Raw genomic sequence first — 25,738 nt, forward strand, 5'->3', positions numbered from 1 at the left:
GAGGCCGATAGGGAAGTGGGGTGGGTCCATACCATTATCCATGATTAAGCCTCCTTCGCATCTGGTTTAGTTAACAGCGCAGACAATTTTAAATACGCTTTTTCAACAGGGTGCTTTGTCATGTTTTCTAAGGCACTAGAGAACAAGATAACTAAGCCTTGTAAGACGACGATTATGCGAGGGTCAACGCCGTATTCAAACTGCAACTCACCGCCACCTTGATACAAGAAACCAAATAACAAGCTTGCTAAGATAATACCCACTGGGTGGTTTCGGCCAATTAATGCTACCGCAATACCTGTAAATCCAAAGCCATTGACAAGGTTCAGTTTAATTTGGTGGGCTTCACCTTGAACCACGTTAAGCGCGAAGAAACCGGCTAACATGCCAGAAACCAGCATGGTCATAATAATAGTTTTATCAAGCGGGATACCGGCGTATTTAGCCGCACTTGGGTTTTGCCCAGTGGCTCTAATTTCATAGCCCCAACGGGTACGCCACATAAAGAAGTACACACCCACACAGCATATTAATGCCCAAACTATTGATAGGTTTAAAGGTGAGCGCTGCAGGTTTATGCCTAAAGGCGAAAGCACTTCAGATATTTTTGGAATCCAAGCCGATTGAGCAAAGACCGCACTTTCAACTGACATCGAGCCTTCAACTTTGAAGACTTCTACTAATAGATAACCCATCAAAGATGCTGCAATGAAGTTGAACATAATGGTCGTAATTACAATGTGAGAGCCACGCTTAGCTTGTAAAAAGGCTGGAATATAAGCCCATGCTGCACCAAAAATGCCCGCCGCCATAATGCTAAGCGGTAACAGAATGATGAAAGGCAGTACGTCACCTAAGGCTAAACAGACAATGCCTACGCCCAATGCACCCACATAGGCCTGGCCTTCGCCGCCAATGTTGAATAAGCCCGCCTGAAAGGCAACCGCCACCGCTAGGCCAGTAAAAATAAAGCTCGTTGTGTAATAAAGGGTATAACCCCAGCCGTAAGAATCACCAAAGGCACCATAGGCCATCGTGTTTACAGCTTCAATTGGGTTAATGTCTAAGTACCAAAACATAATACCGGCTGCGAGCGCCGCTAACATGATGTTAACGATGGGGATAATGACTACATAGATCCACGCGGGAATTCGTTGCGCACTCATACGTTGGTCTCCTGCTGCAGTGCTTTAACTTCATCAGGCACAATATTGGCCATCATTAATCCTAAGATTTGTTCATTTGCCTTATCGGCCGGTACTTCACCGACGATTTGTCCATCGAACATCACCAAAATTCGATCCGCTAAGCTCATGATTTCCTCAAGCTCAACGGAAATGAGCAACACGGCTTTGCCGGCATCTCGCATATCGATAACGCGTTGGTGAATGGTTTCAATTGCACCGATATCAACACCACGAGTAGGCTGACCAACCAAAAGTACATCGGGGTCTTGTTCCATTTCTCGTGCAATGACTAGTTTTTGCTGGTTACCACCAGAGAAATTTGCGGCTTTGAGATTTGGGTCTTGAGGACGCACATCCCATTTTTCCATTTTGGCTTTGCAGTCTTCGGTAATGGCTTCGACTTTCGTGAGTAATTTACCGTTGTAGTCTTGATGGCGATGGAAACCAAGAATATAGGCTTGTTCCGCAGGGAAAGAGTTAATCAAACCCATCTTATGTCGGTCTTCAGGAATGTGACCCACTTTTATGTCGCGTATTTCAGAGGGTGTTAACGGGTTTTCTTTAGTGATGGTATGCCCGTTAATGTCGATAGAACCATTTTGCAAAGGCTCAATCCCAGCGATAACATCTAAAAGCTCAGACTGACCATTACCACTGACACCGGCAACACCAACAATTTCACCAGCACGCACGTTGAAGCTCACATTATCAAGGCGAACAACGCCGGCATCGTTTTTCAATGAGACGTTTTTAACGTCTAGCAATACGTCTTTTGGTTCTGCAGGTTGCTTATCAACACGCAACAGAACTTTACGGCCGACCATTAATTCAGCTAAGTCTTCACGGCTGGTTTCGGCGGTTTTAACATGAGCCACCATTTCACCACGACGCATAATGCTAACGTTATCTGTGGCGGCCATAATTTCTTGTAACTTATGGGTGATCAACATAACGGTATTGCCTTGCTCTTTCAGCGAGGCTAATACTTTAAATAGATGCTCTGTTTCTTGTGGCGTAAGTACGCCCGTCGGCTCATCTAAAATTAAGATTTTAGCGCCTCGGTACAGAGCTTTTAAAATTTCGACGCGCTGCTGCATACCCACAGACAGCTCTTGAACCGGTGTATCTAAAGGCACATCTAAGCCATATTCATCGGCTAGGCGTTTTAACTCTGCACGAGCTTTATCAAGACTTTTATCGATTAACTCGCCGCTCTCAGCGCCTAATACAACGTTTTCTAGGGCGGTAAAGTTTTGAATCAACATAAAGTGTTGGTGAACCATGCCGATGCCTGAAGCAATGGCCACTTTTGAATCGCTGATTCGGGTAACTTCGCCATCGATAAGAATATCGCCTTCATCGGCTTCATAGAAGCCATAGATAATACTCATTAAGGTCGATTTGCCGGCACCATTTTCTCCGACAATGCCGTGAATGGTTCCTTTTTCGACTTTCAGATCGATATATTTGTTTGCGTGAACGGCACCGAAACGCTTGTCGATACCACGCAACTCTATTGCGAGTTGAGTTGTCATGACGCACCTGATAGTTGGTTATTGAAAGACTAGACGATTAAAGAACAGTGGTCTGTTTTTTAATAGTCCAGATACGAAAAAAGGCATTGGCTCTTAAGCCAATGCCTTAATTTTAATCGATCTTAGTAGTTACAAGTGTTGTCAGACATGTAGTCGTGAACCTTGATCTTACCAGCGATGATGTCAGCTTTGATTGCATCTACCTTCGCTTTTTCATCTGCAGAAATCAGTGCTTCGTTGTGCTGATCAACCGCGTAGTCAACACCACCTTCTGCTAGACCAAGAACCTGAATACCTGGAGTCCACTCACCGTTTTGAGCATCTTCCCAAGCACCGTAAGCTGCAACACCAACACGCTTAACCATAGACGTTAACATTGTGCCTGGCTGGATGTGGTTTTGGTTTGAATCTACACCAATTGCGAAAACGCCTTCGTCTTTAGCGGCCTGATAAACACCGATACCGGTACCACCAGCAGCTGCGAATACAGTGTCTGCGCCTTTAGAGATTTGAGACTTAGCAAGCTCAGAACCACGAGCAGGGTCATTAAATGCTGTTGGCGTAGAACCTGCCATGTTTTGTAATACAGTGATGTCACCAGAAATGTGCTTAGCACCTTGCTCATAACCACATGCGAACTTACGAATAAGAGGAATGTCCATTCCGCCTACGAAGCCTACAGTGTTTGATTCAGACTTAAGTGCCGCTAATGCACCCACTAGGAAAGAACCTTCATGCTCAGAGAAAACAATAGACTGAACGTTTGGTAGATCAACAACCATATCAATGATGACGAACTGGCTATCTGGGAACTCAGCCGCAACTTTAGTTACTGAAGAAGCCATGTTGAAACCAACGGCAACGATTGGGCTATTGCCACGACTCGCTAAACGACGAAGACCCTGTTCACGCTGCTCTTCGTTTTGTGGTTCAAATTCACGAACGGCAACGCCTTTATCCATAGAGAACTTCTCAGCTCCGTTACGGAATACAGCTTCGTTGAATGATTTATCGAACTTACCTGCGGTATCGTAAACAACCGCTGGGTTAAAGTCTGCTGCGATGGCAGATGCAGACATACCGATAACGGTAGATGCAGCTAAAGTTAATAATGCTTTCATGGAGAGTCCTCTATACGTATTTATTGTTAGTGTTTCTAGTTTACGCGTGGCATACCATTTGGTGGCGATGCCACTTTAAGCTTTGTTGACCATATGGTCAATGGAATTGCTTAAAATTCTTTTTCATTATACACGCTGAATGACCAGTTACATCGCTCAAGTCAACTTTCATTCATCTTTTATTCATAAATGAAATCAACTTCGATCGTGCCTAATTTTATTCACTAGCCTTCTATAAAAGGCACCGGACACTGGTTGGTGGCGTTGTAATCGACCACTTTAATTTTGCCCGACTTAATAGCGTCGCGAATTTTGTTGATCTTTTTCTCATCGCTTTTTGAAACCAAACCGCGGTTGAAAATATCCAACACCCAATCAACACCATTTTCGGCGAGACCAAGCTCTGTAACACCTGGGTTCCAAATGCCTTTTTCAGCATCTTCCAGAACGTTATACGCAGCAATGCCAACGTTCTTAACCATTGACGTTAACATGGTGCCGGTATGTAAAAAGTTTTGATTAGAATCTACGCCGATAGCGTATACATTAGAATGGTTGGCCGCTGCTTCATAAACCCCATTCCCAGTACCACCGGCGGCGGCATAGATCACCTCGACACCTTGAGTAATCATTTTACTGGCCAGTTCATTACCCTTTTCCGGAATCGAAAAGCCCGAAAAATCGGTAGAAGCCATACTCAAATACACTTGAATATCATCATTAATATAGGCGGCACCTTGTGCGTAGCCACAACCAAAACGGCGAATAAAAGGTAAATCTACACCACCGATGAAACCAATTTTATCGCCCTTTGCTTTTAACGCCGCTAACGCGCCAACCACGAATGACCCTTCGTGCTCTTTAAACACAATTGATTGAACATTGGGTAAATCGACTACGGAATCAATAATAGCAAACTGAGTATCGGGAAATTGTGGCGCAACTTCTTGAAGAGCCGATGCGAAAGAAAACCCCAATGCAATAATAGGGCTACGACCCTGCTTTGCTAAATTGGTCAATTGACCGACAAATTCATCCGGAGAACTCGGGTTCGCCTCAACGAGATTTCGACCATATTCGGCCTTAAACGGCACAACCCCTTGGCGATACATGGCCTCATTAAATGAGCTGTCGAATTTAGGCGCCTCGGTATAGACCACCGCTGGGTTACTGGCCAACGCTAACGGTGCAATTACAGCAACTATGGCGCAGGCGATCGATTTTAAGTTCATATTATTTTTCTCATTAAGGAGTTGGTACAGCCACGTCAATTTACATCCATGCATTTTATCTCAACGACCTTGTCCAAAGATTGACCGATTATACAGTTATTTCGACGATATCAAAAACAATGCAAGACAGTATTGAGAATCGTCAGTCTTTTGTGAGTTTTTTACATCGGACAGATGATTTCACCTGTCTCAATCTGATTCCAGTTCTTAATCGACACCCGATCAAACCTCTCTAATTGACCACGATCAACATGATCTGTAGCGCCGACCTTGTGCAACAAGGCTGTCATTACAGATTCAGCGCCACGAGTTGCGCCATCTTCACATTTTAACGCTATAGCTAATTTGAGATCTGGAATAGCGGCTATATAGACGCCTTCGGCACCCACTTTCAAAAACACTCGCTGGCCTAAAGCTTCCATCATTTCTGTGCAATATCGCTTTGTACCTGCGACCATGAACGGGTTATTCACTACCGCATTGAACATGGTTCTACACGCTTTTTGTCGCTCAGCTGAAAGATTAGAAGGATCTGCAAATTTTGCAAAACCTAAGGCTAAGTTGAACAAAGGCATCGCCCATGTAGGTGCAGAGCAACCATCGGGAGAATGCGGCAACGTTGAAAAGTCTATTTCACACATTTGCCCCATAGTGTCTGCAATGGTTTGCTGAACATCGTGCTCCACCTGTATGTAACCTTTAGAGTCTACGTTTAGTAGCTTTGCCAAACCCAACATACCGGCGTGTTTACCCGAACAGTTATTGTGCAAGTTATTTGGCGTTTCACCTTTACCTGCAAGTTCATAACCTGCTTCAACAAACATGGGCCAATGGTGCCCACATTCGAAATCTTTCGGCGTATGCCACAGCTTAGCTAGCATTTTCTGTACCGTTTCGGTGTGTCTTTGCTCGCCATTATGTGAAGCACCTAAAATAGCGATCTCTTGCTCGGTAAAATCGTATTTTTGCGCACCGCCTCGCTCTAAAAATGCTAAAGCTTGCAGCGCTTTAATGGCACTGCGCGGATACACCAATGGTTCCATATCGCCCCAAGAGTGGAGCGTTTCACCCGAGGAGTTTACAATAATTGCTTTAATTTGGTGCGCAGATTCGGTAATGCCACCGCGTTTAACCTGTACATTGATAGCAGGGTGGTTCATAAGGTGAGGCTCCATTGATTTTGGCTTACCTTAGTACGCATTAAGCCGTTAAATCAATCCTTTCACCTTTAATGACGTCTTTGAATCGCCTACTAAATGGGATAAAGTAAGCTCAAACAACAAGAGCTTTCATCGTGCAGCTAATTTTTTTTCAACAAACAAACGACAGCAGCCAGTGGTATAACCACGATTACCGCCTGTCTAGCGCCTGCCTACACTTCTAATCTCGCTTTAAAAACGACTGAACTTTAATGAACTGCCAACGCCTTTGATGTGTTGGCGGGTTACGTTTATTGATTTTAAAAAGAGCTGAAACATGAAAAGAATTCCTGAACCCTTTCGTATAAAAATGGTTGAACCCATTAAAATGACCACCCTTGCAGACCGTGAGGTTGCCTTGAAGGAAGCGGGCTATAACCCGTTTTCACTCAAAAGCGAAGATGTGTATATCGACTTACTCACCGATTCAGGCACCGGCGCAATGAGTGCAAACCAATGGGCCGGGCTTATGATAGGCGATGAGGCCTATGCCGGAAGTCGCAGTTTTATCAAGCTTCAAGATTCGGTTCGCACCTTATTTAAATACCAACATGTGATTCCTGTGCACCAAGGTCGCGGCGCCGAGCAAATTTTATTCCCTACGCTAATCGAAAAACGCCAAAAGCAATTTAAAGCCAACCATGAATCGGGCGAGTTTAAGCCCATCTTTATATCTAATTACCACTTCGACACCACCGCAGCGCATGTTGAATTAAGCGGTGCAAAAGCCATTAACACGCTAACGCCAGAGGCGACCAACACCGCACAATGGTTCGACTTTAAAGGCAATTTTGATCTGCCCCAGTTAGAAAAAACCATTAACGACGCCGGTGCCGCCAATGTGGCCGGTGTCATTATTACCATTACTTGTAACTCCGCGGGCGGCCAACCCGTCGCCATGGCAAATATTAAAGCCGCCGCTACTTTGGCGCGTAAGCACGGCATTCCTATCATTATTGATGCCGCACGCTTTGCTGAAAACGCCTGGTTTATCAAACAACGCGAAGAGGGCTATGCCGATGTGGCCATAGGCGATGTAATTCGCGAAATGTTCGCCTATGCCGATATGTTTACCATGTCGGCCAAGAAAGACCCCATGGTGAACATGGGCGGTTTGTGCTGCTTTAAAGACAATGAAGAATTGTTTAAAGCCGCACAAGTGTTGTGCGTACCGATGGAAGGCTTTGTTACCTACGGCGGATTAAACGGACGAGACATGGAAGCGCTAAACGTAGGTTTATGGGAATGCGCCGATGAAGACTTTTTGCGCTACCGCATTGGTCAAGTGGAATACTTGGGCGAACGCTTGCGCGAAGGCGGCATTCCTATTCAGTACCCAACGGGTGGGCACGCGGTATTTGTAGACGCGGGCAAGCTATTACCGCACATTCCGGCCGATCAATTCCCGGCCCATGCGTTAGCCAATGAGCTTTATCTAGAGGGCGGTGTACGCGGTGTTGAAATAGGCTCGCTTCTGCTAGGCCGAGACCCTGAGAATGGACAACAAAAAGTGTCGCCTTTTGAATTGCTGCGATTAACCATTCCACGCCGCGTATATACCAACGACCACATGGATTATATAGCCGATAGCTTAATTGCCATCAAAGAAAGAGCCAGCCAAATTAAAGGCTTAACCTTTGATTACGAACCCCCAGTACTGCGCCATTTTACCGCGCGGTTAAAACCGATAGAAAACTAAAAGTATTGGTTTTCTAGTACATAGGTTGGCAAGTCAGCTTCGTTTGGTATTTGGGTTGGCTTGCCGTTTTCATCGATCGCGACAAATTTAAAATGCCCTTCTGTCACTTTTTCGCGGTTACCAATGCGGTCTCTTCTGACCCAAGCTTGCACATGAATAGTCATCGACGAACGACCAATTTCAGAAACTTGAGTATATATGCCCAGAATATCACCCACCTTAACCGGCCGAATAAAGCTCATGCTGTCGAGCGCCACCGTAACCACACGCGATTGAGCACGCTGCCCAGCGCAAATGCCGGCCGCAATATCCATTTGCGACAACACCCAGCCGCCAAAAATATCGCCCGCAGGGTTAGTATCGCTGGGCATAGCAATAGTGCGGGTGGTTAAACGGCCAATCGATTCTGCTTTGTCTGTTGTCATGGTTTGCGGTTCTGCTTTGTTTATAAGTTAAACAATAGTAGAGGGTTACCATTAGCGCACCAAGGCTCTGGCATCACAACAGCACTTCCCAAAAGTTAGCTATTGCGGCGACTGATGGCTAGCCCGGTTAAAATTAACAATAAACCGGCCAACATCGCCCAAGTGACTTGTTCATTCAGCATTATCACCCCGAAAATTACGCCAAACACCGGCACCAAATAACCAACCTGCGATACAAAGGTGTAACCGGCTCGTTTGATTAAATAGAAACGTATTAAAAAGGTAATTCCAGTCGGCACAATACCTAACCAAGCCAATGCCAGTAAACCATGCAAAGCATTGGGTTGCAGGGCGGCGGCAATGGGCGTTTCAATAGCCAAGCTAAACGGAATGGTCATAGCACTGGCAAAAAGCAACACACACGCGGTCATCATGACACTGCTCACTCCATATATACGACGCGCAAACGCACCAGATACGGCATAACAGGTGGCGGCAAGTAAAATGGACAACTGAGGCAGCAAACCACCCAAACCATTCGCCAACGGCTGAATACCAATGACCAACAGTACGCCAATAAACCCTAACGAAAATCCGAAACTTTTGTATCGATTCATGCGCTCATCGGTGGTGGTAAAGTGCCCAATCACTAACGCAATCAAGGGACCAATGGCCATTAAAATAGCCGCCTGGCCCGATTCTAAGAATTGCTCACCCCATGGAATTAAGAAAAACGGCAAAGCGCAATTGAATAAACCAACCACAGCCAATAAGCCTAACACCGCAGGCGAACGAGGAAACTTTTCGCCACGCATCATGGCGTATAACAGCATCACCAACGCCCCGAAGCCAATACGACCCGCCGCCACCGTAATAGGACCAAAATCTATCAACGCAATTTTTATGATGAAAAAAGACGAACCAAAAATAGCGCCCTGCAAAAAGAGCAACGCATAGGCAAGAAGAACTGGCGCTTGTAACGAACTGGAATTCTGTGTGGTCAAAGTGAACTCACTTTTTAGTAAAAGGTTAACATGCAAAAAGGCTTGGCTTATTCAGAGGCTGCAATCGCCAAAACGCAAAGAAGCATCTTTAAGGCAGCGAAGATAACCGCTCGGTAATAAGCGATTCTACCAATTCGATATCGATCAGATAATACAACGATTCCCAGCCCCATGGCGTGCGGCCGATGTTATGAAATAATACCCCAGCCACCATGTCTTCTGCACTGAAGTTTTCATAATGATCAGCAAAATAAAGCGCCGCCTTACCTTGCTCACCATCACCCAGCAACCGGCGCATGTTTCCAATGCCACTGTGGTAAGTTTGCACCAGCAGCAAGCCAAACAATCGCTCCCGCTTAGCCACCGGCACATGCCCAAAGCGACTCATAAACAAAGGTTCTAAATTGCGACGATTCAACACATACAACCTAACGGCGCAATCGACTTGCGCCATACGGTGCCGATAAAAACGCGTAGGAATTTCGCAATCTTGCAGAACTTGCTCACGCAGTTGAAAAATACCAATGGCATTATCACGGGAGGTAGCGGCCTTATCGGCCCCGCTTTCAATCACCAATTGCGCCAAAAATAACTCGAAACTTAACGCTTGCAGAGGCTGTTTAAAATTGCCTTGCCTATGCTGCCAAACCAATTGAACCGTTTCAGCCAAAGAAATTGGCTGCTGTTTACTGCCCGCAGTAATGCCATCCCAAGTTCCCCACAACCGATCGGCCTTTGCATCGCCAAACAAACTCGCCACCGAATCATCGACATTCACATGAGGCTGATTACAAGACAGCGCAAACGGGTAGCCCAAAGAACTCTCACTGCCTGCCAACCATTGGCTAACCAAACCATTATTGAAATAGGTTTCACGTCGCTCGTTCAACAAAGCTTGTGTCGCTTTATCGCTCGGGGCATTCTCCATCCAACCTAAAAAGCGCCCAGAAATATCAAATAAAATATGGCGACTTGCCGTTTCACAATAAGCCTCACCAAACAAAACCCAACGACGAATAGTCTGAAAATTCGACGTCATCCCGTTAGCCGAATAATAAGGCGCATTGCGGATAACATCCGTCCACACCGAAGCACTCGCAGAGAATGAAAACCCTGAAAGGCTGCAGAATAGGATGAAGAGTTGGGATGTTTTCCTTAGGATTACTTTAACCCTCTTTTTGCTTATTCATAAGTTTCGCCTTTATATTTTAACCAACCGTCTACATGCTTTCCGGCCGGGTCGTGATGAGTCCAATGAATAACCCCGCCTTCATCATTCCATTCGTAAACACCATAGAATTCAATTCGATTTCCAGTGGCGATTACATCGATCCGTGGAGCAATATCAATATTATGTGCAATAAGTAACGTTTGACCAGAATCTAAAGTAACGATAAAACGCTGATGCTTATCACCTTCAGTATCATCTGCCAATAACCTGGTCACTTCACCAGAACCCTCAACCTGAAGACCACTGGTTTTATTATCATAGGCGTTCTGAAGAATTTCGTCAGATTCAGACAAAGGCTCTTCGCAGCCTGCTAAAAACAACAGACTAGCGATGACAACTAGACTTTTAAGGACTTTATTCATTCGAGAGGGTACCTTTTAATTGTAGTTTAAGCGTGTCCCATATAGACAAGCTACTTATAATGACAAGCAAGCAGATGATTCTATGTGAATTCATGTGATCCAGAAAGCCTAGACTTAGGAAAAAGACCTAACAAAGCTCGCAAGCTTCTTAGATAGCCCTGACAATATCGCTTCAATAGACCTAGATAACCACAATGCAAGCCATAGCAATGACGGCCAAAAGCTCGGTGGTATTAGCTAAGTTTGGGGTTCAGACTCAACCGGTTGAATGTGGACCATTACCACCAAACCAAGTCATTTAGCGCAGCGCTCTTTATGTGGGTAATGTTGTTTTCGAATTAGGTGGATAACTACAAGCAAGGATTTGGTTTCTCGGGAAATACGCTGTGCGCAATAGCCAAATTAATGAGGGCAGGATGTCTGAATTAACACGCAAAAACAGCTCCAGAATGTAACAATGTAAATAAAAGGACATCTAGTTCATATCACTTCCACATTATAATTGGCCAAAAAACAACCTATTATGACAAGTGGACGCTAATATTTTGCAGGTGGAAGTCATATTTTGACTTCCAAATTACTTCGTGATGTTTTAAAGTGTCGCGCAAGTTCGAAAAGCGAGGAGCTCGCCGTGGCAAAATCACTTATTAATGAATACAGTCATAAATTCCCAGCTGTGCGAGGAATGCAGGCAGGCAGGCCTTGCTATATTGCTATGTGTCCAATGCGGCTCGTCCCGAAGATATTTGAGTTTGATGGCGAGGAAGTTCCTCCAGAAATGCGTGCACAACGCGTTTTAAACAAAGCCCGAATTCCTGAAATCGCAGATTATCTAATATCTAATCAATCTGATTATACGCTGTCTGCAATTACAGCCTCTATAAATGAACAGGTCCACTTTGAACCGATGGCAGATACTGGTCCTGCAGTTAATATGGGAATGTTAACGGTCTCTATGAGCGCTCAAATATTAATAAATGACGGACAGCACCGAAGAGCGGCTATTGAAGAAGCAATAAAGGAGGCCCATGAATTAGGCCACGACAATATTCCTGTCTTGTTTTTCGTAGATGAAGGGTTACAAAGAGCACAACAGATGTTCGCAGATTTAAATAAGCATGCTGTACGACCGAACGATTCATTGAGTACCTTGTATGACCATCGTGATCCTAACTCAGAACTCGCTAGGTATATTGTTGAAAAGGTAGATTGTTTCAATCGACTAACAGAAATGGAAAAATCTAGCTTATCAAACAGAAGCTCAAAGTTATTCACTTTAAGCAGTATTAAGTTAGCAAGCAGAAGCTTATTGCGAAAATCAGCTAAGGACTCTTTCACTCAAGAAGAGAAAGACTTAGCGGTCGAATACTGGTCTGAAGTATGCGCCAATATTCCAGATTGGGCTGCAGCATTAAAGAAAGAAGTCTCGACTGCTGAGCTAAGAAAGAACTACATACATGCCCATGGTGTTGCACTGCAAGCGCTAGGTAACGCCGGCGCAGATTTAATAAGCAAGAGACCGAAGTCCTGGAAGCCCAAAATTAAAAATCTTAAGGCAATTGACTGGTCACGCTCTAATTCAGAGGTTTGGGAAGGCAGAGCTCTTGTGTATGGCAAACTTAGCAAAGCCAGAGCTAATGTCACCCTTACAGCCAACCTCATTCGGCAGGCTTTCGACTTAGCCCTTGAAGGGGATAACCTAATTTTAGAAGAGCAATTTAAATAATGAGTACATCGCAAACGACATATTCATCTATGGATGAAATGCTTCAGAATGAATCTGCAGCCGGAAGACCATTAACCGATTTAATCGGTGAAATTCAATCAATCTACTTAGGCGACGATAAGCCATGGGTGATTGGCTTTAGTGGTGGTAAGGATAGCACTACAATTTTGTCGCTCATCTATGTGGCAATTGAAAACCTGAAACCAGAGAAACGCCATAAGCATATCTATGTGATTTCATCAGATACCCTAGTAGAAACGCCAATGGTTGTCGATATGATTGAAAGTGTTATCACGACGATAAATGAAAAGGCGAAGACAAATGGTCTACCGATGTCTGCCCACCAAGTACACCCCAAAATGGATCAAACTTTTTGGACCAACCTACTAGGCAAAGGCTACCCTGCGCCAACACAGAATTTTCGTTGGTGCACTGAGCGAATGAAAATTGACCCAGTCAGTGAATTCATTCTCGACAAGGTAACCCGATTCGGTGAAGTGGTCGTTGTTTTGGGTGCTAGAAGCGATGAAAGCGCGTCACGGGCCCAAGTTATCGCTAAGCACAAAATTGATGGCTCTTCGCTTTCTCGTCATTCATCGTTGCCCGGGGCCTTCACCTACATGCCCATAGAAGACTGGACATTTGATGATGTCTGGTTGTATTTATTAGGGGCTCCCGCACCTTGGGGTGGGGATCATTTTGAGTTATTTGATTTGTATAAAGATTCCTCGGCAGGCGAATGCCCATTAGTCATAGACACCAAAACTCCATCTTGCGGTAACTCTCGGTTCGGATGCTGGACATGTACCGTAGTTACTAAAGACCGTGCGATGGAAGGGCTCATAGATTCAGGAGAGACATGGCTACAAGAGTTAAAAGACTTTAGAGACCAGCTATACCACAGCACGCTCCCTGAAAATAAAGAAATATACCGAAACTACAAGCGACGTACAGGCAAGGTTCAGTATGCTCGAAAAAACATCGATAGTGATGCTACTGAAGTCAAAACCATTCCCGGTCCATATTGGATGGAGCGTCGTCAAATCTGGCTTAAAGAGCTTCTCAATATTGAGAAAAAACTAAGAGACGCTGGACGAGATATAACACTAATTCAACCAGAGGAACTCTATGCAATCCGCCGCGAATGGATGTTTGACCCTAACGAGCCGGATTGGGCAGATACGGTTCCCAAGATTTACCGTGATGTATACGGTACTGATTTAGATTGGGCCGACCAAGACGCAGGCAGCTTTACCCAAACCGATGCAGACATACTTAACTCACTCGGTACGGAATTTGATGTACCTGCCGAGCTTGTGATGAAGTTGCTTGAGCTTGAACACGCAATGGATGGGTTAAGCCGAAGGAAAGGTCTATATAAAAAAGTCGACAGTCTCTTGAAGCAAGATTGGGGAACTTACGAAGATATTCGAGAGAAAATGGTTAAAAACAAACACCAAATAGGTCTCGATAAAAATATTGATAAAGGCTATGACGAACGCCTATTAGAACTTGCTAAAGAACTAGAGAGCCTAAATTAATGATTTTAAACACTTTAACTCTACAAGATTTTGGTGTCTTTAGTGGTTGCCACGAAATAAACTTAGAACCTAAAGAAAAATACGGTCGCAAGCGACCCATTATACTATTTGGCGGGCTCAATGGCGCAGGTAAGACAACAACTCTGACGGCTGTTCGCTTAGCACTGTATGGTAAACAAAGCCTTGGCAAATCGATTCCCTTAGCTAAATACCACCAATACCTTGCGGACTCTATTCATAAAAGCCATGAGCAGCTTATACCAATAAATCATGCGTCCATTAGCTTAAGCTTCACCTATGGTAAACATGGGGTTTTAAGCGAATACCACGTTACACGGTCCTGGGAAGTCAAAGGCTCTTCAACTACTGAATATTTAAACATTGAAAAAGACGGCGAATTACTCAGTGGCTTAAATGCCGAGCAGTTACAAAGTTTTTTAAGTGAGCTAATTCCTATTGGAGTAGCTGACTTATTTTTCTTTGATGGCGAGAAAATCGCCGAATTAGCAGAAGACAACACGAACGAAGCCTTGGCTGATGCGATTAACCGCCTCTTAGGCCTTGATATTGTAGAACGATTAAGAACTGATTTGGGCATTTACCTAAGGGAGCATACTCAAGACAAGCTTCCGAAAAACATTTCAAACGATATTAAAAATTTGGAGTCACAATACCAAGACTTCTATAATCAATATCAGCAGAAGTTAAACCTCGTTAGTGAGCTTAAGGCAAAAGAAGGCTCATTAAATGCAGATATTGAAGCTCTGAACAATCGACTCAATGATCTTGGCGGCGCTTGGGCGAAAAGTAAGCAAGTTGAAGAGCAAAAAGTTGACCTTCTTATTGCAGAGAAACAACGACTAAATGCAGAACTGACTATGTTGTTTAGCGATACGTTTCCACTCTCCCTCGCACCAAATTCGCTAAGTGCGCTCTTAAAAAAACTTGAAGCTGAACGTGAAACAAAAACAAACCTAGCATCTAGAGAAAAGCTAGCCGCCAAAATAGAGCAACTTAAGAATCAACTTAAAGAATTAGAAGGCGTCGAAACTGCAATCAACAATACCTTTGCCGACGTATTGGATAGCTCATCGGATGTTGAAGTCATTCATGATATTTCAGACTCAGAATTTCAAACAATTAGTCACACCATAACCCATAAATTACCAGAACAAATTAGAAGTTTTAAGTCATTAGCAAGCCAACTAGAAATGACTGAGGCAGGAATTGGAGCCGCTGCCGACAATATTGCCCGCGCACCGGATGAAAGCCGCTTAGAGGCTATACTTGCGGAACTGGGTGAGCTCCAAAAAGCCCTCGGCTCAGTTACTACTGAAATCGAACAAGAAAAAAGTAATGCTAAGAAGCTATTACGTGAAGCGATGGATACCATGCGTAAGTTAAAGGAGCTTGACATAAAATATTCATCTTCGATGAATCTAGACCAAGGCATCGAACTGGCTTCTAGTGCACGCGAACTGCTTTCTGAATTCGGGCGCATTACTAAAATCCGGAAAATAGAGATCCTGGAGCAAGAGTTCATTAAATCTTTTAGCAAGCTTGCTCGAAAAGAAGATATGGAAGTTCAAGCAAAGATAGATCCAAAAACGTTTAATGTCACGTTAACGGATTTGCATGGGAAGAAAATAAACAAAAAGAAATTATCGGCTGGTGAAAAACAAATATTTGCAATTGCTATGCTGGAAGCTTTAGGAAGAACATCAGGCCGTAACTTACCGATCATCATCGATACCCCCTTAGGACGGCTTGACTCCCATCACCGAACAAAACTGGTGAAAAATTACTTCCCAACAGCGAGCCATCAGGTATTGATTCTATCTACCGATACTGAAATTGACGAAAGCTTCTATAAAGACCTTTCGCCTGAGATATCCCACGCGTTCTACGTAGACTACGATGCCACTGAAGGTTCATCCAGCTACACCGAAGGCTATTTTTGGCGTAAGTGAGAGGATTTAAACAATGTTACCAAATGAAATGAAAATTACAGACAAAGCCTTTAACTCATTAAGACGCTTCCACCTAAATACTGGGGTAACCGTAAACATCGGTGCCAGACTTGCATTCTTTAAATCTATTGAAAGTGGCTATATATATGACGGAAAGGAAATTGAACCCCGGCAACGACAGCTGAGTAAGCATGTATGGCTTGGGGGGCTTGAACAGATTGTAGAAATTTTGTTAAAAGAACGCTATCGCGAATATGACGACAAAGCATTGTATAGAGCCTGGAATGCTCATGTAGAAGATGGTGCAGCATCAATTGAAGGGAAAACAAACCTTAGCTCATTTGCCCAGTAACTATACTTAGGATTTATGATATGAAATAAACTAATCAGCCGAAACCTTTACTGCTGCTTCATAAATTCTCATTTAAATTATATAGGTTGTTGAAGTTTGAAAAATGACTATTAGTAGACTGTTATATCTTCAACGGCTTAAATTAGGTTAAGAAGCTCACTAAAGATTGGATCGAAACCTATAATAATGAACGGCCACATAATTCACTCAATGATATAATACCTAATGAGTATAAAAATGTGGCTCAAATATTCTACGAAATAACTGCGTTATAAATAGGTATTTACAGTTCAAACTATCTATAACTACAGTTACAACATACTCGGATTAAATACTAGTCAATTATAAAGACCAAACAGAGGCTGCATACTTTTCAGCCATATATTGCTGCCTTAAATTTATTGCATCAAAATTCCATTGAGACTTAACCGCCCATGCATCAAAATTACTAACTAACTCTTTAGCCAATAAATGCTTACTGTTTGAGTAGTCTAAACTGAAACTATTCTTAATTTTATATTCTATGTTTCTATTCTTAATATGTTGATTAACATGTCCTTCCAATACCAATAGGTTACCTACTCTATTCAGGTATTTAGGATATCCTTCTAACTCCGCTACACCTTCCCAATCTGGATCTGGTTTCTTCGGCATTATATGTTCTACATGCTGAGCAGAACTTTGCCAATTCGGTTTAATCAAACTATGACCATCAGTCATCGCCTCTATTTTCCAAAGCACATAATATGCCTGTTTCATATTAGTAACTGAGAATTTCTTAAAGTGATCAATAAACTCCTCATCGGGGCTATGTCGTTTAAAGAACTTTGTTAATTCATAAATGGTCGCTCTTCCATTTACTAGAATTGCAGCATCAGTGAATACTTTCTGAAGGACTCCTACTGAATCTCTAGAAACCATTCCCTGTCTGAACAAATAGTGCTCGCAAAGCGACAACGCTTTTTCTAAGTAGCTTAAATCACTCTGGTAGCTATTCATTAAACTCAAAATAAATGGCGCACAATGCTTCTTCCAAAGTGGATCCACAATGGAAAATTGAGCCCTTTCCAATTTATCCGACCAGTTAACTAGATCACCCTGTAGAAATGCTGTCCAGTTTCGAGAGTCAACTTCTAGTTCGTCTAAAAATGAAAATACGTTAAGCTCCCCGGCTCTTAGTTCTCTAGAAACAGTATCAAATATGTCACCTTTTTTAACAAAAGAATGCCTGAAACTATATGAAAACTGTATTAGATGCGGCATATCCAACTTAGTAACTGGTTGAGATTCATAATTATCTACGAATTTTTTCCAAATTCTGTCTGCTAAATCAATATCCGCCTTTCCTGTCTCACTTGCGTGTTCAATTAAAACATTCTTTATAAGCTCGGCCTGTGTTAAATCCAAGCCCCTTTCATTCAATGTTTCGAAAACACGGTAGGCCATCCATAAATTGCTTACTCTGACTAACAGTAAATAGAAACTACTATTAAGTGTTTGTACTAACTCAGTAAGCTCCTCTTGCCAACCTTCACCGGCTGAATTACAGTAATTTTTTATTTCTAAATCAAAAAATTCAAATGCCGTTTTAATATTATTTTGTACCTCGTTTGAAGCGTTAAAATTACTATTAAAGAAAAATTCTCTTTCAGCCACATCTTCACAATCAGCAATCAGCCCTTCATAAAACTTACTTTCACTGTTTAACCTAATCCTCGGTGCCTCATTTGCTTCAGGTGATAACACTGCACTATAAATTGTATTACTAAGCAGCCTTTTTGTTTTTCCTGCATCCAAATTTTGTACATAGGATTTCAGACAAGTTAGCAAGATTGTTAGAGTTGTTATTCTTTGTTGGCCATCTACAACTAACCAACGATTAGAGTCTAAAGATTGCTTCTTTCCAATCACTACTATTGAGCCAAGAAAATGGCCTGACGAATCACCCCCAACACTCCCTTTTTCTTCTTCAACGGTTAGCATAAGGTCATTCCAAAGCTTTTCTAATTGCTCCTTACCCCACCTGTAATCCCTTTGGTTCTTGGGGATTTCGAAATAGTTGTTACATAGTAACTCACTAACACTTAGTGAATCTGGATTTAATTGGTCACGAGGTGAATTGGACATCTATAGAGTTCCTCCAGTAAGGCGGCTGTTGTGCAAATCAGCATCTAAAAGTTTATTCTTATTCAGGTAGTCAAAAAATCCCTTCTCTACCAAACGGTCTAATTCTATACAATCAACAGTGACCCAATGATGGTAAAATATGAGTATAAGTAGATCTGGCTTAAGTTGGTCCCTTAACATAGCCCAGTACTTTTCTTTATTAGTTAAACTACATTCATTTACAAAGGTCATGACTTGATTTAAAAACCTAAATAACAATGAAATACTATCATCATGGTTTCTGTAGAAGCGTTTATAAGCGGCTACCAAAGTTAACTCGGCGTCAGAATTGTCACCTTGCATAATCTTTTCTGCTTTGTATGCATTCTTCAAGTTCTCTAACAGTTGTTTAATCGCAAAGTCACCAGTCATCGATTTTTCGTTTTTAATGTCACTAACGCTAACAGCATTAATCTTCTCCATTAACATGCTTAAATATGATATATAAGAGTTCTCGAATGTTTGGATTGACAGTTGACGTTCCTGTGCCTTGAGAACTTCTCGAGACTCTTTTAGCTCTATTCTTTGAATATGAATTGTGTAAAGAAGCGCAAGGAATGAGCCAAATGCAAAAATTGGATTGAGTGTACCACCTACAAAATCACCAAAAGTACCCCACCTCTGGTGATCACTAGTGACTTCTGAACCCACATTATTAACGTAGAAAGCAATAACTATTATCCAGGAAATCGCAGCAAAAACGGAAGCTACGATGATTGATAATAAATAACCAGTTATCTTGGTTTTTACTAAGCTACTTTTCACTTACCAGCTCCCAAAAAGCCTTGTCCTTAATTTTAATTAGCTTTTTTTCACCATTAACATACAAGCTATAGTGTTTTTTTAACCCACGAATCTCATTCATCAATCGCTCTTGCTCAATTTTATCATCTATATTAAAAAGCGATTTAATATCCTGATTCTTAATTTGAGAAACCCGGTGAACAACCCAACTCAAAATATAAGCTGAATAGTCATTTTCTTTTGTTTTAAAGTGGGTAATGTCTTGCGTGGATAGTATCACCCCTACACCATATTCCCGGCCTTCTTTTAACACTTTTCGCAAACTAGGAAAGTCTTGTGACATAAAGTTATCGGCTTCATCAACAAGTATTAATTTCGTAACTTGCCTAAAGTCACCTTGAACCTGAGGTTTACCTTGCTTCTGCATTTGGGAATAGAATAAATCTAAAGTTAATGCTACTACAAGGTTTTGAATTTCTGGGGAATAGCCAGCTAATTCTATAACGGTAATACCATTAACCAATTCATATAAACTTGTACATTTAGCATTTTGGTCTTCAAAAACCTCTAACTCCGCTAGACTTTCCAATGCAGCGTAAAGGGAATCTTCCTCAATTTTTTCTTGATCTAAAAATAGTGCCCATAAATCTGCGACAGTGGGCGCAGGCTTACTCCAAGTGGACTTATCAGCCTTACTAATTCCTGCTCGTGAATAAGCCTCACTGATCAGCTGACGTAACCGTAATTGTTGTTTTTGTCCTAAGCCAAACGCTTTTCCCATGGTTTCCGCGAAGCCTCTTGCGGTATGCACTGGCAGCATTGGAGTATCGCCAAACAAACTGAGAGGATTATAGGGCAGCTTGTGCAGCTGATAGTGCTTCCCATTAGTTGCAGACAAGAACTTTTCATCTACATAGTCAGATTTGTAATCAAAAATTAGAATCCCTATGGGTTTTCCATCAACGTTCTTGCTTTTATTTTGATAAAGTTGCGTCACGACGGATTTGGTTGACTGTGTTTTTCCTGTACCCATGGTCCCAATAGTGCCTGAGTTTGTATTCATAAACTTGGCAGTATTGGTAGGTTCCCAATAGACCGGTTCTTTGTGATTTACATCATGACCAACCAGCACCTTAAGAGGCCCGGCTTCAATACTTGCTGTGTGTTCTATCTCTTTATCAATCCCTACCTGGGCGCCTTCTTCAATATCATCTTTGTTATCCTGCTGAAGGTTTTCTGCATCCTGCTGATCTAGTTTTGGTTTTTTATCTTGAAACTCAGAGCCGTTTTCGAGGAAGTAATTGTCTGAAATTGCCGCCGCTGGCGTTCCAGAGTAATCCTGCCAAAGCACTTTTAACGGCCGGGATATTGTCGTTTCAATAAAGCTTGAAGGAACTTCGAGTTTTAGAATCTTATCTTCGACAGTAACGCTCGTTGAAAAGCATTTCTCCGGCTCAAGATTAGCAACCACAAAGCCATCAGCATATTCGCTTAACTCTGCGATTTCATAGTTTCCTTGAAGCCACCATTCTTTAGTGGTTGAGAGACTATTAAAGTAATCATCGTCAAACACATTATAGAGCTCATATTTATCTACCTGTAAAAGTGCTTGGCGAACAAATAAACTGCGGTATAGGTTACCTGCTAAAGTCTCAGCACCTAAGACCTCACTTAAATACCGTTTTAGTTCTTTGGCTTGCGTAATTGCTTTCTTAGAGTCGTAGCTTTTGCCTGTTTTCACTTCAAGGGGTAGGAGATACAGTTTTTGATCTTTGAAACCAATGAACAAGACATCATCGGAAATAGCGCCACTCCTATACCCGTGAATATGGCGCGCAAATTCAGACTCTGTCATTTTCAAGCCGATGTTCCCAGAAACACGAACCATCTCTGCGATGGAAATGGGTACCCAAGTAATATCGGACTTTGACAGAAGGATGCTGACCAGCTTATAGGCACTTAAGATACCTTTGTGCTCTTTCTTAAGTTTGTCGTTATCCGTTAAAAGCTTAAGTAACCATTCACCATTAAAAGCGTTAAATTCCGACACTAACCCACCACCATCGCGCTCAATCACTTTAGTAAACATCTTAGTTTGGCGAGTTACCGTAATGGCATCGTAACCGGATGAGCTAGTATATTGGTCAGAATAATGGATTAACAACGTATCACTGTCGCTATCGAAGAAGTCCAAGGTGACTTTAGGGTCAATTATGGTTGTCCAAATCGAGCTGTCGTAACATCGCTCAAGCTTTGCTTTAAAACCTGAATTTACCGCTAATGCAATGGCACTGCTGTTACGGTGTTGAATAGTCTCCTTTTTAGCTGGTTTCACTAGTCGTGAGTACTTAAGCGCTAATGCAAGTGCAGGTGACTGTTCGACCTCAACATTACGGGTACCAAAGCCTGTAATGTAATTCATCTGTTCTACTGCGGAAGCTTCACCATTAATAAGGCCCCCGGCGCTGATGCCGCTTAACTCCTCTTCAGGATCAACATCAACAACTTCAACCTTTTCATTATTCCTATAAAAGCAAAGGTGTGAATACGCCTGCGAATCTACGTCTGCGTTTCTAAATTTACTGTAGGTTAGACGAGTCCTAAGGATATCCACAATCACATCAGAATGGTCTTTTACCTCAGCTTTGTTAAGTCCATATCTAGCTTTAATTTTTTCATAATTGCCCATATTGGAAAATAGATCAAACTCAGTCTGCTCAAACTCGTCGTCATAAAGATTGACGTGTACATTAAATGATTTGTCTCTAGATTTGCTGAAGTGATCTACAAGACCTAAAAACACGCCATGATTATCATGGTTGTTGACTGAATTGATAATCAATGTTGGGCGAGTATTGGGGTTTGATTCCTCAAATAAGGGATTGAACGCTTCAGAGAACTCTCGTACTTTCTCACGAACTAACTTCGGAATATAACTATACTCACTGGCTTCATTAGGAACGCATCTAAGCCAACCACTATTCTCCTGCTCAGCCTGCACATAGGCAAACTCATGCTGTTCATCATACAGGTATGGGAGCAGTCCTTGAGCATTTAGCCGATTTAGCGTGACTTTAGGTAGGTCGAAGAAACTTAATGAACTATCCTGCTTGGCTCTCTCGACCAATTGGAGCGTATAAGCAAGCACTATTGGGTGGAATGGGGTTAGCCAAATGGTCTCATCTTCATAAAACCCAATTTTCATTAGGTTAATGCTGGCCGCATCCAGATACTGGTTGATTGGGGATTCAGCGAGTGCTTGGTCGAATGCTGAAACAACATCAGAGACAATATCGATATAGTCCTGCCCCCAGCCACAAAGCGACGGCAAGGTATTATTTACAGCTAAATATGCAAATAGAGCTCGGTATGCAGAGCCGACCTCGGGGTTGTCTGCCAGAATATCATCTACAGAGAACGTCTCAATAGGGTTGCGATATAGAACTTCGCCTTCAATTAACTCCGCCTCGATGACCAGCTTATCTATCTGACTCTTTTCTGCTTTTAGCTCGGAGTTTTCAACATAGACCCGTCGCTTAAGCTCATTAAGGGTGCCATTAAAGCCCTCGTTAAGGAGTTTTTCCTTTCGTGACTGGTCAAACAATAAGGGTAAAACCAGATTATCTGAAGCTGACGCCCCTTCAACTTCCAACTTCAGTTTTGCATTACCATTCTGTATAGAAAAAGTGATCTGTTCTACATCATTAGCGATGGATTCAAAATCGAGCCAACCTTCAGTATTCACATCATAGACTTGGTTAACTTTGTCTATTTCCCTACGGTTTTTGGTATTGACATCGTGCGATATACACAACTCCGCTTCTTGTGTCTGGAGAGTCACGTTTTGCTTTGAGTCATTTACGACAAAATGATTTTGAATCTGGCTAATGTTGAACCAACCTGCTTTCACAACCAGACACCGAAATTTAAATTTTTCACTGGACTTTTGGCGCTTCAACTCTATTCGAAAAAAAAGTGGCTCATCAGAAATGGAGCCGACAAGTACTATTTCGGTATTCTGACTTCCGCCGCTGACATTAGGTATTAACTTTTTAATACGATCGCTTTTCGATGAATAATAGACTTCTTTCCTTTCGACCTTGGCACCTTTCAAGCCAATACTTATGTCAAAATCTGAACGTTCAGGTTCAACTTCGATGATGATGAATCGTTCTTTTTTACCTGCAGAAGTACTTCCTTTAAACCTCTCGTAGAAATTGCCACTAGCAGAACCGACATTTGTAACTTCAAGAAGTTGCTCTCGATTACTTTTTATTTCATTGTCTATCGCATCAAAGGTACATTGCTGCTTCCACTTGCCACGGTCTTCACTTGGCATGTGCTTCTCTATAAACGAATCACTGAATTCAGTTAGATTCTCCTTTAGTTGATCAGGGTAGTACTCAATAGTCTTCTCGATCTTGTCGTATAGCTGCTTATTCCGTTCAAGTCGCTTGCGTATCTGGTCATCATTGGACATGTGTATAATGGCAGGGTCATTCAGCATCCCAAGTTCTGAAAACCTTAAGTTACCATCCGATATAGCGCGGTGCAGTGAGTCGAAACCAAACATGCTGCCGCCGTCTTCTGTAATGAGATCAAACTGGTGCTCCAAAAGTAACTTTGAAACTCTCTGTCCATCCTGTGAATCATTTTCACTGATAAACGTTTCGAGAGACTCCTTTACTTTTAAAGGATGAAAGGGGCCACCTTCGGCAGAAAGATCCTTTGAGCTGTTTATAAGTGTATCTAGTAAGCTATTGTGAATAATGATTAGTGCAGTATTTGCCCACTCACCCTTTTGAGATGAGATCTCATCCCGGAGGAAGGAAATATAATTCTCAGTAAAACCTATTTCTTCACCATTCTTATGCAAAACGACTACGAGTTTAATGCCAGACACCACAATATAATGAATGTCCTCTACCTTACCTAGCGTCAACTTCGACGCTGACGAGTGGTTCAAAAAAGCTTTATATAACTTCACGCTATTTTGGTGATTTGGGGATTTAAACTGGTATTTATAGCCTGGAACAATCTCACCTTGCATACGGTCCACAAAGTGGTCAACAATAAACTTTTCAAATTGTTTTGCGGACATAAACGGCGTCTCCACTATCACTCATACGTTCAACATTTCCCATGCGCTCATAGAATTCAACTAACGCTTTCTGGCTTTGCTTATCAAAGAAAATCCCTCGTTCTTTAAAGCCTGCGATTAACTCACTAAACCTCAATGTATCTTCTTCACCGATGACCATATTGGTAATAAGAGTAACGTAGTCCTGGTTCATTACGAGAACATTACCTCTGTCTCCTCGCTGACGGACAAAATGTGAACACAACTCTGACCTTACCGTACGAATGAATTTTTCTTGCGCAGCAGCTCGCGTCTTGCCCTTTGAAAACTGAGACACAGATGCTTTCAGTAACTCCTTCAGCCAGTAGTTCGGCGAAAGCTCACTGTCATCTAAAACTGGTACTTCCCCCTCAGAACGATCGTTAATGAAGTCGATTGCATAGGTTTTGAGTGCGGGTGTATCACTTTCAACCAATCTTTGAGCCAACCACCAAAGGGGACGCAGGCGGCCATCGTTAGTGCTCTTTGGATCTTGTAAACTCTCAGAAATTGAAAGATAGGGAAACAGTAAATGCATGTTCTCTACGATCCGCTTATAGCCATGCTCTACTATTTCGACTCGCTCCTTACTAGCCTTCTCATTTTCCATTATGAAGTACTGGGGTTTTGCGCTTGGTTCCGATTCAATATTGGATATGTTAAGCGTTAATTGCGCGGTGTATATGTAGCCATATAAGCGCAGAAAGTCCTCTAAAAATGCATTAAAGTAAACTTGATAACGCGATAGAAACTCAAGGTCTTTCACAAACAGCTTGGACAACCAAGGTAAATAGGGGTACTCACTGATGCCTGTTGACATTAGAGATTTGGCTTCTTTAACCTCAGTAAAGATACTCTCCGACTGAGCACTTTCCTGGACTATACGTTCCAGAAAATTGCCGGGCTGAAAATCTACTTCCTCTGGTCTCAAGTGGTAACCATTCATCATCGAAGTAAACATATCAAGAAGCTTTCTTTTTGGTGAACTCTTGCTTTCATTTTCTAGCAAGGATACTTTTGTAACAGGAGCAATTTTAAAAATCCTGCCTTCACAAAAATACATATTGTTGATGACATGCCAAAGCCCGGGGTCATCAGCCCTTTCCTCGAACAAAGTTTTACATT

Annotated in this window: 23 protein-coding genes and 1 pseudogene; 9 read left to right on the plus strand and 15 right to left on the minus strand. The window is 42.4% G+C overall.

Annotated features, from left to right (window positions below):
• Positions 1 to 44: 44 nt before the first annotated feature.
• From QWZ13_RS01375 to QWZ13_RS01390, 4 genes are all read right to left on the minus strand, one after another.
• Positions 45 to 1,166, minus strand: coding sequence for an ABC transporter permease (locus QWZ13_RS01375; protein WP_216000770.1), 1,122 nt, complete (start codon positions 1,164 to 1,166; stop codon positions 45 to 47).
• A complete protein-coding gene (locus QWZ13_RS01380; RefSeq protein ID WP_290280166.1) occupies positions 1,163 to 2,722 on the minus strand; it encodes an ABC transporter ATP-binding protein in 1,560 nt (519 codons plus the stop codon). Before QWZ13_RS01380 ends, QWZ13_RS01375 begins: the two co-directional genes overlap by 4 nt.
• A 122-nt stretch (positions 2,723 to 2,844) precedes the next feature.
• Entirely contained in the window at positions 2,845 to 3,843 is a 999-nt protein-coding gene (locus tag QWZ13_RS01385) for a BMP family lipoprotein (protein WP_216000772.1), read from the minus strand.
• Between the two features lie 224 nt (positions 3,844 to 4,067).
• Positions 4,068 to 5,075, minus strand: a complete 1,008-nt coding sequence (locus QWZ13_RS01390; RefSeq protein WP_290280167.1) for a BMP family lipoprotein — start codon at positions 5,073 to 5,075, stop codon at positions 4,068 to 4,070.
• On the opposite strand from QWZ13_RS01390, the gene QWZ13_RS01395 reads away from it, so the two are divergent.
• Positions 5,047 to 5,211 carry a hypothetical protein gene (locus QWZ13_RS01395; protein ID WP_290280168.1) on the plus strand — a complete coding sequence of 55 codons (165 nt, stop codon included), beginning with the start codon at positions 5,047 to 5,049 and terminating at the stop codon, positions 5,209 to 5,211. The two genes, QWZ13_RS01390 and QWZ13_RS01395, sit on opposite strands and share 29 nt — an antisense overlap.
• Positions 5,212 to 5,236: 25 nt before the next feature.
• Here QWZ13_RS01395 and QWZ13_RS01400 read toward each other — a convergent pair whose 3' ends face one another.
• Positions 5,237 to 6,250: an asparaginase gene (locus tag QWZ13_RS01400; RefSeq protein ID WP_290280169.1), complete on the minus strand. Its 1,014-nt coding sequence runs from the start codon at positions 6,248 to 6,250 to the stop codon at positions 5,237 to 5,239.
• A gap of 216 nt (positions 6,251 to 6,466) precedes the next feature.
• Positions 6,467 to 6,598, minus strand: a complete 132-nt coding sequence (locus tag QWZ13_RS01405) for a hypothetical protein (protein WP_290280170.1) — start codon at positions 6,596 to 6,598, stop codon at positions 6,467 to 6,469.
• Positions 6,599 to 6,602: 4 nt separating this feature from the next.
• Here QWZ13_RS01405 and QWZ13_RS01410 point away from each other — a divergent pair, with 4 nt between their 5' ends.
• Positions 6,603 to 7,973 carry a tryptophanase gene (locus QWZ13_RS01410; RefSeq protein ID WP_290280171.1) on the plus strand — a complete coding sequence of 457 codons (1,371 nt, stop codon included), beginning with the start codon at positions 6,603 to 6,605 and terminating at the stop codon, positions 7,971 to 7,973.
• On the opposite strand, the gene QWZ13_RS01415 is transcribed toward QWZ13_RS01410, so the two are convergent.
• From QWZ13_RS01415 to QWZ13_RS01425, 3 genes are all read right to left on the minus strand, one after another.
• Positions 7,970 to 8,398 carry an acyl-CoA thioesterase gene (locus QWZ13_RS01415; RefSeq protein ID WP_290280172.1) on the minus strand — a complete coding sequence of 143 codons (429 nt, stop codon included), beginning with the start codon at positions 8,396 to 8,398 and terminating at the stop codon, positions 7,970 to 7,972. The two genes, QWZ13_RS01410 and QWZ13_RS01415, sit on opposite strands and share 4 nt — an antisense overlap.
• 95 nt (positions 8,399 to 8,493) lie before the next feature.
• Positions 8,494 to 9,402 (minus strand): DMT family transporter, encoded by a 909-nt coding sequence (locus QWZ13_RS01420; RefSeq protein WP_290280173.1) that lies wholly within the window; start codon positions 9,400 to 9,402, stop codon positions 8,494 to 8,496.
• Positions 9,403 to 9,490: 88 nt separating this feature from the next.
• Positions 9,491 to 10,489 carry an antibiotic biosynthesis monooxygenase family protein gene (locus tag QWZ13_RS01425; protein WP_290280174.1) on the minus strand — a complete coding sequence of 333 codons (999 nt, stop codon included), beginning with the start codon at positions 10,487 to 10,489 and terminating at the stop codon, positions 9,491 to 9,493.
• Between QWZ13_RS01425 and QWZ13_RS01430 the strand changes: the two genes are divergently transcribed.
• The gene (locus tag QWZ13_RS01430; protein ID WP_290280175.1) at positions 10,467 to 10,664 is read left to right on the plus strand and encodes a hypothetical protein; all 198 of its coding nucleotides are present in this window, start codon (positions 10,467 to 10,469) and stop codon (positions 10,662 to 10,664) included. The genes QWZ13_RS01425 and QWZ13_RS01430 overlap by 23 nt on opposite strands.
• Here the strand turns inward: QWZ13_RS01430 and QWZ13_RS01435 are convergent.
• Together QWZ13_RS01435 and QWZ13_RS01440 are read right to left on the minus strand one after the other, a co-directional pair.
• A complete protein-coding gene (locus tag QWZ13_RS01435) occupies positions 10,585 to 10,995 on the minus strand; it encodes a DUF3465 domain-containing protein (RefSeq protein WP_290280176.1) in 411 nt (136 codons plus the stop codon). The genes QWZ13_RS01430 and QWZ13_RS01435 overlap by 80 nt on opposite strands.
• A gap of 313 nt (positions 10,996 to 11,308) precedes the next feature.
• Positions 11,309 to 11,470: a hypothetical protein gene (locus QWZ13_RS01440; protein ID WP_290280178.1), complete on the minus strand. Its 162-nt coding sequence runs from the start codon at positions 11,468 to 11,470 to the stop codon at positions 11,309 to 11,311.
• Positions 11,471 to 11,560: 90 nt separating this feature from the next.
• On the opposite strand from QWZ13_RS01440, the gene dndB reads away from it, so the two are divergent.
• The 5 genes and pseudogenes from dndB to QWZ13_RS19885 all read left to right on the plus strand — a co-directional run.
• Positions 11,561 to 12,721, plus strand: coding sequence for a DNA sulfur modification protein DndB (dndB, locus tag QWZ13_RS01445; RefSeq protein ID WP_290280180.1), 1,161 nt, complete (start codon positions 11,561 to 11,563; stop codon positions 12,719 to 12,721).
• Positions 12,721 to 14,262, plus strand: a complete 1,542-nt coding sequence (gene dndC / locus QWZ13_RS01450) for a DNA phosphorothioation system sulfurtransferase DndC (protein WP_290280181.1) — start codon at positions 12,721 to 12,723, stop codon at positions 14,260 to 14,262. Before dndB ends, dndC begins: the two co-directional genes overlap by 1 nt.
• On the plus strand, positions 14,262 to 16,232 hold the full coding sequence (gene dndD / locus QWZ13_RS01455; RefSeq protein WP_290280182.1) for a DNA sulfur modification protein DndD: 1,971 nt from the start codon (positions 14,262 to 14,264) through the stop codon (positions 16,230 to 16,232). Before dndC ends, dndD begins: the two co-directional genes overlap by 1 nt.
• A 28-nt stretch (positions 16,233 to 16,260) precedes the next feature.
• The gene (dndE, locus tag QWZ13_RS01460; RefSeq protein ID WP_290283237.1) at positions 16,261 to 16,584 is read left to right on the plus strand and encodes a DNA sulfur modification protein DndE; all 324 of its coding nucleotides are present in this window, start codon (positions 16,261 to 16,263) and stop codon (positions 16,582 to 16,584) included.
• 158 nt (positions 16,585 to 16,742) lie between these two features.
• A pseudogene (locus tag QWZ13_RS19885) lies at positions 16,743 to 16,859 on the plus strand (integrase core domain-containing protein); the annotation flags it as partial.
• 67 nt (positions 16,860 to 16,926) lie between these two features.
• Here QWZ13_RS19885 and QWZ13_RS01465 read toward each other — a convergent pair.
• Complete coding sequence (locus tag QWZ13_RS01465; protein ID WP_290280183.1) at positions 16,927 to 18,711, minus strand: DUF262 domain-containing protein; 1,785 nt, start codon at positions 18,709 to 18,711, stop codon at positions 16,927 to 16,929.
• Positions 18,712 to 19,053 carry a putative phage abortive infection protein gene (locus tag QWZ13_RS01470; protein WP_290283238.1) on the minus strand — a complete coding sequence of 114 codons (342 nt, stop codon included), beginning with the start codon at positions 19,051 to 19,053 and terminating at the stop codon, positions 18,712 to 18,714.
• On the opposite strand from QWZ13_RS01470, the gene QWZ13_RS01475 reads away from it, so the two are divergent.
• Positions 19,040 to 19,198 (plus strand): hypothetical protein, encoded by a 159-nt coding sequence (locus QWZ13_RS01475; RefSeq protein WP_290283439.1) that lies wholly within the window; start codon positions 19,040 to 19,042, stop codon positions 19,196 to 19,198. The genes QWZ13_RS01470 and QWZ13_RS01475 overlap by 14 nt on opposite strands.
• 306 nt (positions 19,199 to 19,504) lie before the next feature.
• On the opposite strand, the gene dptH is transcribed toward QWZ13_RS01475, so the two are convergent.
• Both dptH and dptG read right to left on the minus strand, forming a co-directional pair.
• Positions 19,505 to 24,595 carry a DNA phosphorothioation-dependent restriction protein DptH gene (gene dptH, locus QWZ13_RS01480; protein WP_353958962.1) on the minus strand — a complete coding sequence of 1,697 codons (5,091 nt, stop codon included), beginning with the start codon at positions 24,593 to 24,595 and terminating at the stop codon, positions 19,505 to 19,507.
• Positions 24,576 to 25,676, minus strand: a complete 1,101-nt coding sequence (gene dptG / locus QWZ13_RS01485) for a DNA phosphorothioation-dependent restriction protein DptG (protein ID WP_290283240.1) — start codon at positions 25,674 to 25,676, stop codon at positions 24,576 to 24,578. Before dptG ends, dptH begins: the two co-directional genes overlap by 20 nt.
• Between the last annotated feature and the right edge of the window lie 62 nt (positions 25,677 to 25,738).

It is taken from the genome of Reinekea marina (assembly GCF_030409715.1).
In the GTDB taxonomy this organism is placed as follows: domain Bacteria; phylum Pseudomonadota; class Gammaproteobacteria; order Pseudomonadales; family Natronospirillaceae; genus Reinekea; species Reinekea marina.